General features: G+C 72.0%; 10 protein-coding genes. 7 read left to right on the top strand and 3 right to left on the bottom strand.

What is annotated here, in order from left to right; all coding sequences use genetic code 11:
- Positions 1 to 186: 186 nt before the first annotated feature.
- Complete coding sequence (locus ACFV6I_RS15790) at positions 187 to 945, top strand: response regulator transcription factor (protein WP_079135841.1); 759 nt, start codon at positions 187 to 189, stop codon at positions 943 to 945.
- Positions 946 to 965: 20 nt separating this feature from the next.
- On the opposite strand, the gene ACFV6I_RS15785 is transcribed toward ACFV6I_RS15790, so the two are convergent.
- Positions 966 to 2,189, bottom strand: coding sequence for a winged helix-turn-helix domain-containing protein (locus ACFV6I_RS15785; protein ID WP_380425692.1), 1,224 nt, complete (start codon positions 2,187 to 2,189; stop codon positions 966 to 968).
- A 56-nt stretch (positions 2,190 to 2,245) separates the two neighbouring features.
- A complete protein-coding gene (locus tag ACFV6I_RS15780; RefSeq protein ID WP_063349157.1) occupies positions 2,246 to 2,818 on the bottom strand; it encodes a GNAT family N-acetyltransferase in 573 nt (190 codons plus the stop codon).
- 242 nt (positions 2,819 to 3,060) lie between these two features.
- Here ACFV6I_RS15780 and secA point away from each other — a divergent pair, with 242 nt between their 5' ends.
- Complete coding sequence (secA, locus tag ACFV6I_RS15775) at positions 3,061 to 5,823, top strand: preprotein translocase subunit SecA (protein WP_063349158.1); 2,763 nt, start codon at positions 3,061 to 3,063, stop codon at positions 5,821 to 5,823.
- Between the two features lie 140 nt (positions 5,824 to 5,963).
- Here secA and ACFV6I_RS15770 read toward each other — a convergent pair whose 3' ends face one another.
- The gene (locus ACFV6I_RS15770) at positions 5,964 to 6,404 is read right to left on the bottom strand and encodes an Rv3235 family protein (RefSeq protein ID WP_063349159.1); all 441 of its coding nucleotides are present in this window, start codon (positions 6,402 to 6,404) and stop codon (positions 5,964 to 5,966) included.
- 360 nt (positions 6,405 to 6,764) lie between these two features.
- Here ACFV6I_RS15770 and ACFV6I_RS15765 point away from each other — a divergent pair, with 360 nt between their 5' ends.
- The 5 genes from ACFV6I_RS15765 (at position 6,765) to ACFV6I_RS15745 (ending at position 16,331) form a co-directional block, all read left to right on the top strand.
- Positions 6,765 to 7,979 carry a patatin-like phospholipase family protein gene (locus ACFV6I_RS15765; protein WP_380425690.1) on the top strand — a complete coding sequence of 405 codons (1,215 nt, stop codon included), beginning with the start codon at positions 6,765 to 6,767 and terminating at the stop codon, positions 7,977 to 7,979.
- 90 nt (positions 7,980 to 8,069) lie between these two features.
- The gene (locus ACFV6I_RS15760; protein ID WP_363370351.1) at positions 8,070 to 8,579 is read left to right on the top strand and encodes a DUF6912 family protein; all 510 of its coding nucleotides are present in this window, start codon (positions 8,070 to 8,072) and stop codon (positions 8,577 to 8,579) included.
- An 85-nt stretch (positions 8,580 to 8,664) separates the two neighbouring features.
- Positions 8,665 to 9,324: an HAD family hydrolase gene (locus ACFV6I_RS15755; protein ID WP_079135844.1), complete on the top strand. Its 660-nt coding sequence runs from the start codon at positions 8,665 to 8,667 to the stop codon at positions 9,322 to 9,324.
- Between the two features lie 151 nt (positions 9,325 to 9,475).
- Positions 9,476 to 11,101: an L-glutamate gamma-semialdehyde dehydrogenase gene (gene pruA / locus ACFV6I_RS15750; protein WP_380425695.1), complete on the top strand. Its 1,626-nt coding sequence runs from the start codon at positions 9,476 to 9,478 to the stop codon at positions 11,099 to 11,101.
- 283 nt (positions 11,102 to 11,384) lie between these two features.
- Entirely contained in the window at positions 11,385 to 16,331 is a 4,947-nt protein-coding gene (locus ACFV6I_RS15745) for an NAD-glutamate dehydrogenase (protein WP_380425688.1), read from the top strand.
- Positions 16,332 to 16,372 lie beyond the last annotated feature (41 nt).

Below are 16,372 nucleotides of genomic sequence, written 5' to 3'. Positions count from 1 at the left end.
GGGGGGCCCCCGGGGCCCCGCGCCGCGCCGCCCCCCGGGGGGGTGGGGGGCGGGGCGGTGGGCGCGGGCGTCGGGGCCCGCCCGGGTGTCACCCCCTGTGCGGAACGGCGGCGTCGGAGGGTGACCGCAACGGCCGCGCGGCGTGGAATGATTGGCGCACGACGACCCGCGAAGGGGGAGGAGCGGATGGGGGATCACTTCGGGCTGGGGCCCGCTACGGGGCCGGTCACCGGACTGTCACCGGGACCGGAGGAGGAACCCGCGTACGCGCCGCACCGGGGTGAGCCGATCCGCGTGCTGGTGGTGGACGACCACGCGTTGTTCCGCAGGGGGCTGGAGATCGTGCTCGCGGAGGAGCCGGACATCAAGGTCGTCGGCGAGGCCGGCGACGGCGCCGAGGCCGTGCTGAAGGCCGCCGACCTGCTGCCGGACATCATCCTGATGGACGTCCGGATGCCGCGCCGCAGCGGGATCGAGGCCTGCACCGCGATCAAGGACGTGGCACCCAGCACCAAGATCATCATGTTGACGATAAGCGACGAGGAGGCCGACCTCTACGAGGCGATCAAGGCGGGAGCCACCGGCTACCTGCTGAAGGAGATCTCCACCGACGAGGTCGCCACCGCGATCCGCGCGGTCGCCGACGGGCAGTCCCAGATCAGCCCGTCGATGGCGTCCAAGCTGCTCACCGAGTTCAAGTCGATGATCCAGCGCCGCTCCGACGACCGGGACCTGGTGCCCGCACCCCGGCTCACCGACCGGGAGTTGGAGGTGCTCAAGCTGGTGGCGACCGGGATGAACAACCGGGAGATCGCCAAGGAGCTGTTCATCAGCGAGAACACCGTGAAGAACCACGTGCGCAACATCCTGGAGAAGCTCCAACTCCACTCCAGGATGGAGGCCGTGGTGTACGCGATGCGCGAGAAGATCCTCGAAATAGGGTGACCGTGGCTGCGCCCCAAGCCCTAGCTCGCGAGGAGTTTCTCGAGGGCCGGGCGCAGCCGCTCGTCCGGCAGGGCCTCGACCCGGACGTCGTCGCAGCCCACCCAGGCGGCCGCCTCGCGCAGGGCCGCCGCCAGCGCCTCGACGTGCCGGGCGCCGTGCCCCCGGTCGTCGGCCAGTGAGACCTGACGGGCCACCAGGGTGCGCCCCTCCCGGGCCGGGTCGACCCGGGCCACCAGCCGGCCGCCGGCCAGCAGCGGCATCGCGAAGTAACCGTGCACCCGCTTGTGCTTGGGCGTGTAGGCCTCCAGCCGGTGCGTCATGCCGAAGATCCGCTCGGTGCGTGCGCGGTCCCAGATCAGCGAGTCGAACGGCGAGAGCAGCGTGGTGCGGTGGCGCCCGCGCGGGGCGGTGGCCAGTGCGGCCGGATCGGCCCAGGCCGCCGCCGTGGCGCCGTCCGGGCCCCAGCCGGCCACCTCGACCGGGACGAGCCCGCAGTCCGCGAGGACCGGGTCCAGCTCCTCGGCGCGCAGCCGGTGGTAGTCCAGCAGGTCGGCCCGGGTGGCCACGCCGAGCGCGGCCCCGGCCTGGGCGACCAGGGTGCGCACGCACTCCCGGTCGGTGCGGTCCTGCCCGAATAGGGCCTCGGGGATGGCCTGTTCGGCCAGTGCGTAGACGCGCTTCCAGCTCCGGCGCTCGGTGCAGACCACGTCGCCGAAGGCCAGCGCCCGTTCCACCGCGATCTTGGTGTCCGACCAGTCCCACCACTCGGCGGTCTTCTTGGCGCCGCCCAGCTCCGTGGAGGTCAACGGGCCCTCGGCGCGCAGCTTGTCGAGCACGTGCCGGTACGTCTCGGGCGTCACCTGGTGGCCCCAGAGGTGGCCGCGCTCGCGGTAGCGGCGGCGCCGGAACGCGAACAGCGGCCACTCCTCGACCGGCAGGATGCAGGCCGCGTGCGACCAGTACTCGAAGCTCGTGCCCGCGCCCCAGTACGCCGCCTCGACGGCCGGGCGGCCGACCGCGCCGAGCCGGGCGTACGGCACCAGTTCGTGCGAGCGGGCCAGCACCGAGATGGTGTCCAGCTGGACGGCGCCCAGGTGTCGCAGCACCCCGCGCACCCCGGCCCGGCGGTCCGGCGCGCCGAGCAGGCCCTGGGCGCGAAGGGCGATCCGGCGGGCTTCGTCGGCGCTCAGGCCGGTGACGGGCGGCGGGCCGGCGGGGGAGCCGGCGGCAGGCAGGGCGGTCATGTCGGCGAGGGTAGTCCGGGGCACCGACAGCCGGTCGGGGTGCGTCGGCGCGGACGTCAGGGGCGGAGGTCCGGGAGGTCCGGGAGGTCCGAGGCGAGCAGTGAGGCGACCCAGGCGTCGTGGAAGGCGCCGCGCTGCTCGGCGTACGAGCGCAGGGTGCCCTCGAAGCGGTAGCCGACCTTCTCGGCCACCGCGCGGGAGCCCTCGTTGCCCACGTAGGCCTGCCACTCCAGGCGGCGCAGGCCGAGCTCGACCAGGCCGTGGCGGGCGACCGCGCGGGCGGCCTCGACCGTGTAGCCGCGGCCGCGGAACTCCTTCGTCGCCCACCAGCCGACCTCGGCGGAGCCCGGGTCGCCGTGGCGCAGCACGAGGCCCTGGGTGCCGACCAGGACGTCGGAGCCGCGCTCGAACACGCACCAGATCCGGTTCTCGCCGGTGCGCCAGCCGTGCGCGGCGAGGTCGCGGACGAAGTACTCGGCGTCCTCGCGCCGGTACGGGCTCGGGACGACCGTCCAGCGCTGGATCTCGGCGTCCTGGCAGGCGGCGAAGACGGCGTCGATGTCCGACTCCTGCGGGGCCCGCAGGACGAGGCGGTCGGTGGTGAGGGTGACGGTGCGGGGCTCTTCCATGGGCGGATTATTCCGTGGAAAGAGGAATTCGGGCATCCGAATATCGAGCCAACCCCTCGATCCGCTGACCGGTTTGTCCTGGTGGACGGTGCTATCGGATCAAGTGCTCGCGCGGGTGACACGGGAATACCGTGCTGACGCACCTCCCGGGGCATTGGACTCCTCGCATACGATGGCCCGTGCGGTGGGGTGAACCCGCCGTGCAGTCGTCCAGTGCCAATACAGGCAAGGAGCCCGCCCAAGTGTCCGTCTTCGACAAGATCCTGCGCGCCGGCGAAGGCAAGATCCTTCGCAAGCTGCAGCGGATTGCTGCCCAGGTCAACTCCATCGAAGAGGACTTCGTCAACCTCACCGACGCCGAGCTGCGCGCGCTGACCGACGAGTACAAGCAGCGGCTCGCGGACGGCGAGACCCTGGACGACATCCTCCCCGAGGCGTTCGCCACGGTGCGCGAGGCCGCCAAGCGGGTGCTCGGTCAGCGGCACTACGACGTTCAGCTCATGGGTGGTGCGGCCCTGCACCACGGGTACGTGGCCGAGATGCGCACCGGTGAGGGCAAGACCCTCGTCGGCACCCTGCCCGCGTACCTGAACGCGCTCACCGGCAAGGGCGTCCACCTGATCACCGTCAACGACTACCTCGCCGAGCGCGACTCGGAGTGGATGGGCCGGGTGCACCGCTTCCTCGGCCTCGAAGTCGGTGTGATCCTCGGCAACATGACGCCCGCCGAGCGCAAGCACCAGTACTCGATGGACATCACGTACGGCACGAACAACGAGTTCGGCTTCGACTACCTGCGCGACAACATGGCCTGGTCGAAGGACGAACTCGTCCAGCGCGGCCACAACTTCGCGGTCGTCGACGAGGTCGACTCGATCCTCATCGACGAGGCCCGCACCCCGCTGATCATCTCCGGCCCGGCCGACCAGGCGACCAAGTGGTACGCCGACTTCGCCAAGCTGGTGCTGCGCCTGAAGATCGACCGCGACTACGAGGTCGACGAGAAGAAGCGCACCGTCGGCATCCTGGAGGAGGGCGTCACCCGGGTCGAGGACTACCTCGGCATCGACAACCTCTACGAGTCGGTGAACACCCCGCTGGTCGGCTTCCTGAACAACGCCATCAAGGCGAAGGAGCTGTACCGGGCGGACAAGGACTACGTCGTCATGAACGGCGAGGTCATGATCGTCGACGAGCACACCGGCCGCATCCTGGCCGGCCGCCGCTACAACGAGGGCATGCACCAGGCGATCGAGGCGAAGGAGGGGGTGGAGGTCCAGAACGAGAACCAGACGCTGGCCACCATCACCCTGCAGAACTTCTTCCGCCTGTACGACAAGCTCGCCGGCATGACCGGTACCGGCACCACCGAGGCCGCCGAGTTCCACCAGATCTACAAGCTCGGCGTGGTGCCGATCCCGACGAACAAGAACCCGCTGCGCATCGACCAGCCCGACCTGATCTACAAGTCGGAGCCGGCCAAGTTCGCCGCCGTGGTCGAGGACATCGCCGAGAAGCACGAGAAGGGCCAGCCGGTGCTGGTCGGCACCGTGTCGGTGGAGAAGTCCGAGTACCTGTCGCAGGAGCTGCGCAAGCGCGGCATCCCGCACGAGGTGCTGAACGCCAAGCACCACGAGCGCGAGGCGCAGATCGTCGCGCAGGCGGGCCGCAAGGGCGCCGTGACCGTCGCCACCAACATGGCCGGCCGCGGTACCGACATCATGCTCGGCGGCAACTCCGACCACCTCGCGGCGGCCGAGCTGGCGCAGCGCGGGCTCACTCCGACCGAGACCCCGGAGGAGTACGAGGCCGCGTTCCCCGCCGCCCTGGAGAAGGCCAAGGCCTCGGTCAAGGCGGAGCAGGACGAGGTCAAGGAGGCCGGCGGCCTCTACGTGCTGGGCACCGAGCGGCACGAGTCCCGCCGGATCGACAACCAGCTGCGCGGCCGCTCCGGCCGTCAGGGCGACCCGGGCGAGTCCCGCTTCTACCTGTCGCTGGGCGACGACCTGATGCGCCTGTTCAAGGCCGGCATGGTCGAGCGCGTGCTGTCGATGGCCAACGTGCCCGAGGACGTGCCGATCGAGTCCAAGATGGTCACCCGGGCGATCGCCTCCGCGCAGACCCAGGTCGAGCAGCAGAACTTCGAGATCCGCAAGAACGTCCTCAAGTACGACGAGGTGCTGAACCGCCAGCGCGAGGTCATCTACGGCGAGCGCCGCCGCGTGCTGGAGGGCGAGGACCTGCAGGAGCAGGTCGGCCACTTCATGGACGACACCGTCGAGGCCTACGTCAAGGCGGCCACCGGCGAGGGCTTCGAGGACGACTGGGACCTGGAGAAGCTCTGGACCGCGCTCAAGCAGCTCTACCCGGTCACCCTGGACCTGGAGGAGCTGGAGGAGGAGGCCGGCGGCCCCGCCGCGATGACCTCCGAGTTCCTGGTCAAGGTCGTCCAGGAGGACATCCAGGCGCAGTACGGCGCCCGCGAGGACCAGCTCGGCGCCGAGATCATGCGTGAGCTGGAGCGCCGGGTCGTGCTGTCGGTGCTGGACCGCCGCTGGCGCGAGCACCTCTACGAGATGGACTACCTCCAGGAGGGCATCGGCCTGCGGGCCATGGCGCAGCGCGACCCGCTGATCGAGTACCAGCGCGAGGGCTTCGACATGTTCACCGCGATGATGGAGGGCATCAAGGAGGAGTCCGTCGGCTACCTGTTCAACCTGGAGGTCCAGGTCGAGCAGCAGGTCGAGGAGGTCCCGATCGCGGACGCCGAGGTGCTGCTCGACAAGCTGGAGAAGGACGCCGCCCGCCCGGAGATCAAGGCCAAGGGCCTGGAGGCCCCGAAGCCGCAGCGGCTGCACTACACGGCCCCCTCGGACGAGGTCGGCGGCGGTGTCATCGAGGGCGACTTCGAGGACCTCGGGCCGGAGGACGAGGGCGACGGGCTGACCCGCGCCGAGCGCCGCAAGGCCGCGAAGTCGGCCAAGGGCCGCCGCCGCAAGGGCTGAGCAGGCCGCAGGACGCCGCACAGGGCGCCGCTCCCGGACGGGGGCGGCGCCCTGTGCCGTCCCGGGCCGCCGCGCGATCGTGGGGGCCGCTGTGGCCGCCCTGGCCGCTGAGACTGCCGTGGTCGCTGCGACTGCCGTGGTCATCGGGCCTCCACGGCGGTGCACTGCCACTGCCCGGCCTGGCCGCGTTGCTCCAGCCGGAAGGCCACCATGTGGTGCCGCCGGCCGAGGTCGACCCGGACGCAGGCCTCGACCGCGTCGGGCGAGGGCGAGCGGTCGTGCACCGGGCCCAGCCGGGGCCGGTCGGCGGCGCCGCCGCGGCGCAGCGCGCCGGCCCGGACCAGGGAGGCGAGCTGCCCGTAGCCGTCCAGGCTGGTGTGCCGCATCAGCTGGCCGGAGGGCCGGGCGCCGGTGAGCACCTCGACCAGCTGGTGGGCGAAGCGGGAGGCCAGCGCCCGGGGGTCGTGGCCGCCCGGGCCGGTGCAGGCGGCGCGGGGGTGGCGCGGGCGGCGCCCGGCCGGGTCGTGGGCGGCGGTCGTGCGCGGCCGGCGGTGCGGGCGGGCGGTGAGCGGTGCGGTCACGGCGGGCTCCTGGGCAAGGTGGTACGGGTGCGGACGGGTCCTTGCTAGCGGTGCGCCGCGTCGGGCGGCAAGGGCTTTTGCCGCTGCTCCTGGAGTGACCGACAAGTTCACCTATCCGAGTGAATCGATCAGTGCGGTGCCGGGCCCGGCGCGCGGTCGTGCGGTGCCCGATTGACGTGCGTGGGCGGGCCGTACGGTCCGAAAGAGGACGGTTCGATGCGCCGGACCGGGTGGCCCGAATCGCCGCCCCCGTTGCGGTGCCCGGCCGTCGGCGCGCACCATCGGAGCCTGATCGGGAACCGCGCGGAGCGGGACGGGGCCGGGCGGCCACGACCGCACCCACGACGACGGGCGGTCGCGATGACGACACGGGTAGCGGCGGTTCCGGCTCCGGCAGCCGCGGGCACCGCCCCGCCGACCGGGGACGCACCCCGGCGCGGCCTGGTGCTGGGCGGCGGCGGGATGCTCGGCGCGGCCTGGACGGTCGGCGCGCTCTGCGCCGTCGAGGAGGCCACCGGCTGGCGGCCGGGCCGCGCGGACGTGCTGCTCGGCACCTCGGCGGGCTCGATCCTCGGCGCGATGCTGGCCGGCGGGGTCCGCACCGAGCAACTGCGCGACCACCAGCGCGGCCTGCCGATCACCGACGGCCCACTGGCCGGGGTGGACTTCGACTACGACACGGCCGCCGGCGGCGCGCTGCCGCCCCGCCCCGGGGCCGGAATCGGCTCGCCCGGCCTGCTGCGGGACGCCGTCCGGCACCCGCGCGAGTACCCGCTGCTGACCATGGTGTCGGCGATGGCGCCGCCCGGCCGCGGTTCGCTGGCCCCGGTCGGCGAGCTGGTGCGCGGCCTGCTCGGCCCGGGCGGCTGGCCGCCGCCGGGCGCCGACGGCGAGGCCGACGCCGGGGCCGGGGCGGCGGCGCTGCGGGTGGCGGCCGTGGACTACCGCAGCGGCCGCCGGGTGGTCTTCGGGGACCCGGACGCCCCGGCGGTCGCGGTCGCCGACGCGGTGATGGCCTCCTGCTCGATCCCCGGCTGGTTCGCGCCGGTGCGGCTGAACGGCTCGGCGTACGTGGACGGCGGCTGCTGGTCCGCCACCAACGCCGACCTGTTGCTCGGCCGCGGCCTGGACGAGGTGTACGTGCTCGCCCCGATGGCCCTGCGGCTGCGCCCCCGCGCCGACCGCGCCGACCGCGCCGACCGCGCCGACCGCGCCGACCGCGCCGACCGCGCCGACCGCGCCGACAGTGCCGACAGTGCCGACGCCGACGCCGGCGGGGTCGCCGGCACCAGCGGGCTCGCGGGCTCCCTCGCCGCGCTGCGCGAGTGGCGCGCCCGGGACCGCCCGCGCGGCGTGCTGGCCCAGCTGGTCAGCCGCTACCGCCGCGCCGTCACCCGGCAGCTGCTGCGCGAGGCCGTGCTGCTGCGGGCCGAGGGCGTACGGGTGCGGCTGCTCGCGCCGACGCCGGCCGACCTGGCCGTGATGGGCCCGAACATGATGGACCCGGCCCGCCGCGACGCGGTGCTGGGGAGCGCCCTGCACACGTGCGGCGAGGCCCTGCGGGCCGCCCGCTGAGTCGGGCCGAGGTGATCACGCCCGGCCCGGCGGCGCTTATTCTTGGGGCGCTGGAAGCTGTGCCGCTGGACGAACCGGAGAGTGCCACCGATGCGCGTGTACGTGCCCACCACCCTGAACGGCCTGGCGGCGGCGCACCCGGGTGGTGCCCTGGACCAGTCCGCGGCCTACGCCGTGACGCCCGCGCTGCGCGAGTGGTACGTCAGTGACGACCTGGAGGAGCTGGAGTATGCGGCGCTGAACCGGGCCGCGCAGTCCTCCCTGCGGCTGCTGGCCGCCGACCCGGACGCCCCGCGCCGCCGGGTCGTGGTGGCCCTGGATGTGGCCGACTCGGCCGTCCGGCCGTTCCCTGGCGACGAGTACCAGGACCAGGCCTCGCTCGGCCGGGTGGTGCTGGCCGGCCCGCTGCCGCTGGCGAAGGCGGCGGCGGTGCACGCGGACGTCGCCGACGGCGAGGTGGTCGAGGACGTCGCGGCCGCGGTGGCGGCGGTGGCCGCGGCCGACGCGGGCGACCAGGACGCCCAGTTCACCGTGGACGGGGCCGAGGACCACGACCTGCTCTGGTTCGCCACCCAGGAGATCCCCGCGCTGCTGGCCTGAACGGCCGGGCGCACCCGAGCGGAGCAGAGGGGCGCGTGAGCCCCGTCCTACCGGCGTGTCGGTGGTCGGGGCTACCGTTTCGCGCGTGGCTACACACATCGTTTGGGACTGGAACGGCACGCTCTTCCACGACATGGAGGCGGTGCTCGGCGCGAGCAACGCCGCGTTCGCGACCATCGGCGTCGGGCCGATGACCATGCGGGAGTATCGCGAGCAGTACGAGATCCCGATCCCCCGGTTCTACGAGCGGCTGCTCGGCCGGATGCCGTCCCAGGAGGAGTGGCTCCGGCTGGACGAGGCCTTCCACGACCGCTACCGGGAGCTGAGCCCGGCCTGCGGGCTGACGGACGGCGTGCACGAGCTGATGGACGGCTGGCGGGAGGCCGGGCACAGCCAGTCGCTGCTGTCGATGTACGAGCACGAGAAGCTGCTGCCGCTGGTCGACGCCTTCGGCCTGACCGGCCGGTTCCTGCGGGTGGACGGCCGCAGCGGCCCGTCCGGCGGCCAGAAGGCGGAGCAGTTGGCCCGGCACCTGGCCGCGCTCGGCGAGCGGGTGGATCCGGCCCGTACGGTGCTGATCGGCGACGCGGCGGACGATGCCCGGGCGGCCCTGGGCGCGGGTGCGCGCGCGGTGCTCTACACCGGCGGCTCGCACACCCGGGAGAAGCTGGAGCCGCTCGGGGTGCCGGTGGTGGACAGCCTGGCGGAGGCGGTCGAGCTGGCCGGGCGGCTGGGGCGGGGCTGACCGGCCGGGGCGGGCGTGGCGGGCGCCACGTCCGCCGTCCGCGTGTCTGAGCGGGCGGATCGCGTGGCCGCTGGTCAGGCTGGACCAGGGCCTGTCCGGTGGGATCGGGCCCTCCCACCGGAGCAGTCAGCAGGACGGAGCCGCCATGCCGATCGACGCAGTCACCGAGGTGCCCCTCCCGGTCAACGAGCCGGTGCTGGGGTACGCGCCCGGCAGCCCGGAGCGGGGCCGGCTGGTCCGGCGGCTGGACGAGCTGGCGGCCGAGCAGATCCCGTTGCCGATGACCATCGGCGGCGAGCAGCGGTTCGGCGGCGGTGAGCGGATCGACGTGGTCCAGCCGCACCACCACGCCGCCAAGCTGGGGGTGCTCGGCAACGCCACCCGGGAGGACGCCCGCGCGGCGGTGGACTCGGCGCTCGCGGCGGGCCGGCAGTGGCGGTCGCTGTCCTTCGACGACCGGGCGGCGGTCTTCCTGCGGGCCGCCGACCTGCTGGCCGGGCCCTGGCGGGAGACCCTCAACGCGGCCACCATGCTCGGCCAGTCCAAGACCGCGCAGCAGGCCGAGATCGACTCCGCCTGCGAGCTGATCGACTTCTGGCGGTTCAACGTCCAGTTCGCCCGGCGGATCCTGGCCGAGCAGCCGATCTCCGCGCCGGGCGTCTGGAACCGGGTGGACCACCGCCCGCTGGAGGGTTTCGTCTACGCGATCACCCCGTTCAACTTCACCGCGATCGCCGGCAACCTGCCGACCGCGCCCGCGCTGATGGGCAACACCGTGGTCTGGAAGCCCGCGCCGACCCAGACCCTGGCCGCGTACTACCTGATGCGGCTGCTGGAGGCGGCCGGTCTGCCGCCCGGGGTGATCAACCTGGTCACCGGCGACGGCGTCCAGCTGTCCGCGGTGGCCCTCGCCGATCCGGCGCTCGCCGGGCTGCACTTCACCGGCTCCACCGCCACCTTCCAGTCGCTCTGGCAGACCATCGGCGCCAACATCGGCGGCTACCGGGCGTACCCGCGGATCGTCGGCGAGACCGGCGGCAAGGATTTCCTGCTGGCCCACCGCTCGGCCGACCCGGCGATCCTGAAGGCGGCGCTGGTCCGCGGCGCGTTCGAGTACCAGGGCCAGAAGTGCTCGGCGCTCTCCCGGGCCTACCTGCCGCGCAGCCTCTGGCAGACGATCAAGGACGAGCTGCTGGCCGAGGTGGACGCGCTCACGGTGGGCGACGTCACCGACCTCTCCAACTTCATGGGCGCCCTCATCGACCGGCGCGCCTTCGAGAAGAACCGGGACGCCATCGAGCGGGCCAAGGCCGATTCGACGATCGAGCTGGCGGCGGGCGGCCAGTACGACGACGCGATCGGCTGGTTCGTCCGGCCGACCGTGCTGGTCTCCTCCGACTACCGCAACGAGATCTTCCGGACGGAGTACTTCGGCCCGATCCTGGCCGTCCACGTCTACGAGGACGCCCGCTGGGAGGACGTGCTGCGACGGGTCGACTCCGGCGCCCCGTACGGCCTGACCGGCTCGGTGATCGCGCAGGATCGTTACGCCATCGCCCAGGCGGTGGAGGCGCTGCGGTTCACCGCCGGGAACTTCTACATCAACGACAAGCCGACCGGCGCGGTCGTCGGCCAGCAGCCCTTCGGCGGCGGCCGGGCCTCCGGGACCAACGACAAGGCGGGCGCCGCCCAGAACCTCCTGCGCTGGACCTCGGCCCGCGCGATCAAGGAGACCTTCGTTCCCCCCACGGACCTGCGGTACCCGCACATGGGCTGAGAGTGAACGGGAAGCTCCGGTTTGGACATGGTGTCCAGGACGGACCGATCATCCTGCGAGTTTGCGCCTCCCTGTCCCTGTCCACCTTCGATTGATCCGGTTAGGCTGGCTGGCGTCGTCGGGTGGCTCCGCAGGACGAATCGTCCTACCCATTGCGAAGGAATTTCATGCGCGCCATGAAGCCTTTTCAGTCGGAAGGTGCGGCAGGATTGCGAGTGACCCGTCGGTGTACACCCACACACCACCGAGTCACGCAACGGCGCGCGACAGGAGCCAAGAAGTCATGCAGACCAAGCTGGACGCAGCCAAGGCCGACCTGCTCAAGAAAGCAGCCGCAGCCGCTGAGAACAGCCAGGTGGGGGGAGCGGCGCCGGGGGAAGGTCTGAGCAACGGCGCTCTGACCGCGTACCTGCACCACTACTACCTCCACACCGCGCCCGAGGACCTGGTCGACCGCGACCCGGTCGACGTCTACGGCGCGGCGGCCTCCCACTACCGGCTGGGCCTCAAGCGCCCGCAGGGCACCGCCGAGGTGCGGGTGCACACCCCCTCGGTCGAGGAGAACGCCTGGTCCTGCGGCCACACCGTGGTCGAGGTCGTCACCGACGACATGCCCTTCCTGGTCGACTCCGTCACCAACGAGCTGTCCCGCCAGGACCGCGCCATCCACGTCGTGATCCACCCCCAGCTGGTCGTCCGCCGTGACATCACCGGCAAGCTGCTGGAGATCCTGGACGTCGACGCCTGCTCCCGCAGCCAGGCTGCCGGCGCCGAGTGGCCCGCCGACGCGAGCGTCGAGTCGTGGATGCACATCGAGATCGACCGCGAGACCGACCGCGACGACCTGCGCGCGATCGAGGCCGACCTGCGCCGGGTGCTCGGCGACGTCCGCGAGGTCGTCGAGGACTGGAGCAAGATGCGCGAGAGCGCGCTGCGCCTGGCCGACGAGCTCGCCGAGGAGCCCCCGACCGGCCTGCCCGAGCAGGAGGTCGGCGAGGCCTGGGAGCTGATGCGCTGGCTCGCCGACGACCACTTCACCTTCCTCGGCTACCGCGAGTACGACCTGGTCGGGCACGAGGGCGAGGAGGTCCTGAAGGCCGTCGCCGGGACCGGCCTCGGCATCCTGCGCTCCGACCCGCGCGGCCACGACGACCACCACCACCCGGCCAGCGAGGCCTTCGGCCGCCTCTCCGCGCCGGTCCGCGCCAAGGCCCACGAGAAGAAGCTGCTCGTCCTCACCAAGGCCAACAGCCGCTCCACCGTGCACCGCCCGTCCTACCTGGACTACGTCGGCGTGAAGAAGTTCAACGCCGCCGGCGAGCCGATCGGCGAGCGCCGCTTCCTCGGCCTGTTCTCCTCCGCCGCCTACACCGAGTCGGTCACCCGCATCCCGGTCGTGCGCCGCAAGGTGCAGGAGGTGCTCGAAGGCTCCGGCTTCTCCAGCGAGAGCCACGACGGCCGCGACCTGCTGCAGATCATGGAGACATTCCCGCGGGACGAGATGTTCCAGACCGCGGCCTCCGAGCTGATCTCCATCGCCACCAGCGTGCTGTACCTCCAGGAGCGCCGTAAGCTGCGGCTCTTCCTGCGCCAGGACGAGTACGGGCGCTACTTCTCCGCGTTCATCTACCTGCCGCGCGACCGCTACACCACCCGGATCCGGCTGCTGCTCACCGACATCCTCAAGGAAGAGCTGAACGGCGCCACCATCGACTACACGGTGTACGCCACCGAGTCGGTGCTGACCCGTCTGCACTTCGTGGTCCGCGTCGCCCCCGGCACCGAACTGCCGCAGCTCACCGACTCCGACATCGAGCGGATCGAGAACCGCCTCGCCGAGGCCGCCCGGTTCTGGATGGACGGCTTCCACGACCAGCTGCACACCGAACTGGGCGAGGAGAAGGCCGCCGAGCTCGGCCACAAGTACGCCAACGCCTTCCCCGACGGCTACCGCGCCGACTTCCCGCCGCGCACCGCCGTCGCCGACATCAAGCAGATCGAGTCGCTGCACGGCGAGGGCGACTTCCGCCTCAACCTGTACCAGCCGGTCGGCGCCGGCGCCGACGAGCGCCGCTTCAAGGTCTACCGGGTCGGCGGCCCGATCTCGCTGACCGAGGTCCTGCCGGTGCTCCAGCGCCTGGGCGTCGAGGTGCTGGACGAGCACCCGTACGCGCTGCGCCGCTCCGACGGCACCACCGCGTGGGTGTACGACTTCGGCCTGAAGCTGCGCGAGGCCACCGAGCTCACCGACGAGGCCCGCGAGCGCTTCCAGGAGACCTTCGCCGCCACCTGGACCGGCAAGGCCGAGAACGACGGCTTCAACGAGCTGGTCCTCACCGCCGGGCTGACCTGGCGCCAGGCGACGGTGCTGCGCGCGTACGCCAAGTACCTGCGCCAGGCGGGCTCCACGTTCTCCCAGGACTACATGGAGGACGCGCTCCGCAACAACACCCACACCACCCGGCTGCTGGTCAACCTGTTCGAGGCCCGGCTGAGCCCCAGCCACCAGCAGGGCGCCGCCGAGCTGACCGAGGGCATCCTGGAGGAGCTGTCCGGCGCGCTCGACGAGGTCGTCTCGCTGGACGAGGACCGCATCCTGCGCTCCTTCCTGCACCTCATCACGGCCACCCTGCGGACCAACTTCTTCCAGCACGACGGCTCCGGTGACTGGCACTCCTACGTGTCGATGAAGTTCGACCCGAAGGCCATCCCGGACCTGCCGGCCCCGCGCCCCGCGTTCGAGATCTGGGTGTACTCGCCGCAGGTCGAGGGCGTGCACCTGCGCTTCGGCAAGGTCGCCCGCGGCGGTCTGCGCTGGTCCGACCGGCGCGAGGACTTCCGCACCGAGATCCTCGGCCTGGTCAAGGCGCAGATGGTCAAGAACACCGTCATCGTGCCGGTCGGCGCCAAAGGCGGCTTCGTCGCCAAGCAGCTGCCGGACCCGTCGGTCGACCGGGACGCCTGGCTGGCCGAGGGCATCTCCTCGTACAAGACGTTCATCTCCGCGCTGCTCGACATCACCGACAACCTGGTCGCCGGCGAGGTCGTCCACCCGGCCGACGTCGTCCGCCACGACGAGGACGACACCTACCTCGTCGTCGCCGCCGACAAGGGCACCGCGACCTTCTCCGACATCGCCAACGGCGTCGCCGAGTCCTACGGCTTCTGGCTGGGCGACGCGTTCGCCTCCGGCGGCTCGGCCGGCTACGACCACAAGGGCATGGGCATCACGGCCCGCGGCGCCTGGGAGTCGGTCAAGCGCAACTTCCGCGAACTCGGCGTCGACACCCAGACCGAGGACTTCAAGGTCATCGGCATCGGCGACATGTCCGGCGACGTCTTCGGCAACGGCATGCTGCTCAGCGAGCACATCCGCCTGGTCGCCGCCTTCGACCACCGCCACATCTTCCTCGACCCGAACCCGGACGCCGCCGCCTCCTACGCCGAGCGGCGCCGGCTCTTCGAACTGCCCCGCAGCTCCTGGGACGACTACGACAAGTCGCTGATCTCGTCCGGCGGCGGCGTCTTCCCGCGCACCGCCAAGTCGATCCAGCTCAGCACGCAGGTCCGGGCCGCCCTCGGCGTCCAGGACACCCGGCTCACCCCGGCCGAGCTGATGAAGGCGATCCTCCAGGCACCGGTCGACCTGTTCTGGAACGGCGGCATCGGCACCTACGTCAAGGCCTCCACCGAGACCAACGCCGAGGTCGGCGACAAGGCCAACGACGCCATCCGCGTCAACGGCGACCAGGTCCGGGCCCGCGTCATCGGCGAGGGCGGCAACCTCGGCTGCACCCAGCTCGGCCGCATCGAGTACGCCGCGGTCGGCGGCCCCGAGAGCACCGGCGGCTGGATCAACACCGACGCCATCGACAACTCGGCCGGCGTGGACACCTCGGACCACGAGGTCAACATCAAGATCCTGCTCAACCAGGTCGTCACCGACGGCGACATGACGGTCAAGCAGCGCAACGTCCTGCTCGCCGAGATGACCGACGAGGTCGGCCACTTGGTGCTGCGCAACAACTACGCGCAGAACGTGGTGCTGGCCAACGCCGTCGCCCAGGCGCACAGCATGGTCAACGTCCACTCCCGGATGATCAACCGCTTCGAGCGGGCCGGCCGGCTCGACCGGGGCCTGGAGTTCCTGCCCGCCGAGCGCCAGATCCGCGAGCGCCAGCAGGGCGGCCGCGGCCTGTCGCAGCCGGAGATGTCCGTCCTGCTCGCGTACACCAAGATCATCCTGGCCGACGAGCTGCTGGCCACCGACCTGCCGGACGACCCGTACTTCCGCACCGCGCTGCACGACTACTTCCCGAGCGCGCTGCGGGCGAAGTTCGCCGACGCGATCGACAACCACGCGCTGCGCCGCGAGATCATCACCACGCTGATCGTCAACGACACGATCAACCGCGGTGGTTGCACCTTCGCCTTCCGCCTGAAGGAGGAGACCGGCGCGACCTACGAGGAGATCGCCCGGACGCACACCGCCGCGCGGGCCGTCTTCGGCCTGGAGGAGATCTGGGCCGAGATCGAGGGCCTGGACAACAAGGTCCCGGCCCGGATCCAGACCAAGATGCGGCTGCACTCGCGGCGCCTGGTCGAGCGCGCCACCCGGTGGATGCTCAACAACCGCCGCCAGCCGCTCGACATCGCCGGCACCATCGAGTTCTTCCACGACCGGGTCAGCCAGGTCTGGGGCTCGCTGCCCAAGCCGCTGCGCGGCGAGGACCTGACCTGGTTCGAGGGCATCCAGGGCGAGCTCGCCGCGGCCGGCGTGCCGGACGAGCTGGTCACCCGGATCGCCGGGCTGTCCTCGGTCTTCCCGACCCTGGACATCACCGAGGTCGCGGACCGCTCCGGCAAGGACGTCGCCGAGGTCGCCGAGCTCTACTACGACCTGGGCGACCGCCTGCAGATCTCGCACCTGCTCGACCGCATCATCGACCTGCCCCGCACCGACCGCTGGTCGTCCATGGCCCGGGCCGCGATCCGCGAGGACCTCTTCGCGGCGCACGCGGCGCTGACCGCCGACATCCTGGCCTGCGGCCCCGAGGGCGCCACCCCCGAGGAGCGCTACACCGCCTGGGCGGACCTCAACTCCACCCTGCTGAACCGCGCCAAGAGCACCCTCGACGACATAAGGGGTTCGGACAACTACGAGCTGTCCAGCCTCTCGGTCGCGATGCGCGTCATCCGCACCCTCCTGCGCACGGGCTCCATGCGCTGACGGCCGGCTGCACAGCAAGGCGGCGGGCCCGCGTCCACGGA

Origin of the sequence: Kitasatospora sp. NPDC059803 (genome assembly GCF_042732255.1) — a bacterium.
Classification (GTDB): domain Bacteria; phylum Actinomycetota; class Actinomycetes; order Streptomycetales; family Streptomycetaceae; genus Kitasatospora.
Note: the sequence above shows the minus strand (reverse complement) of the source record. Positions and strands in the feature narration are given on the sequence as shown.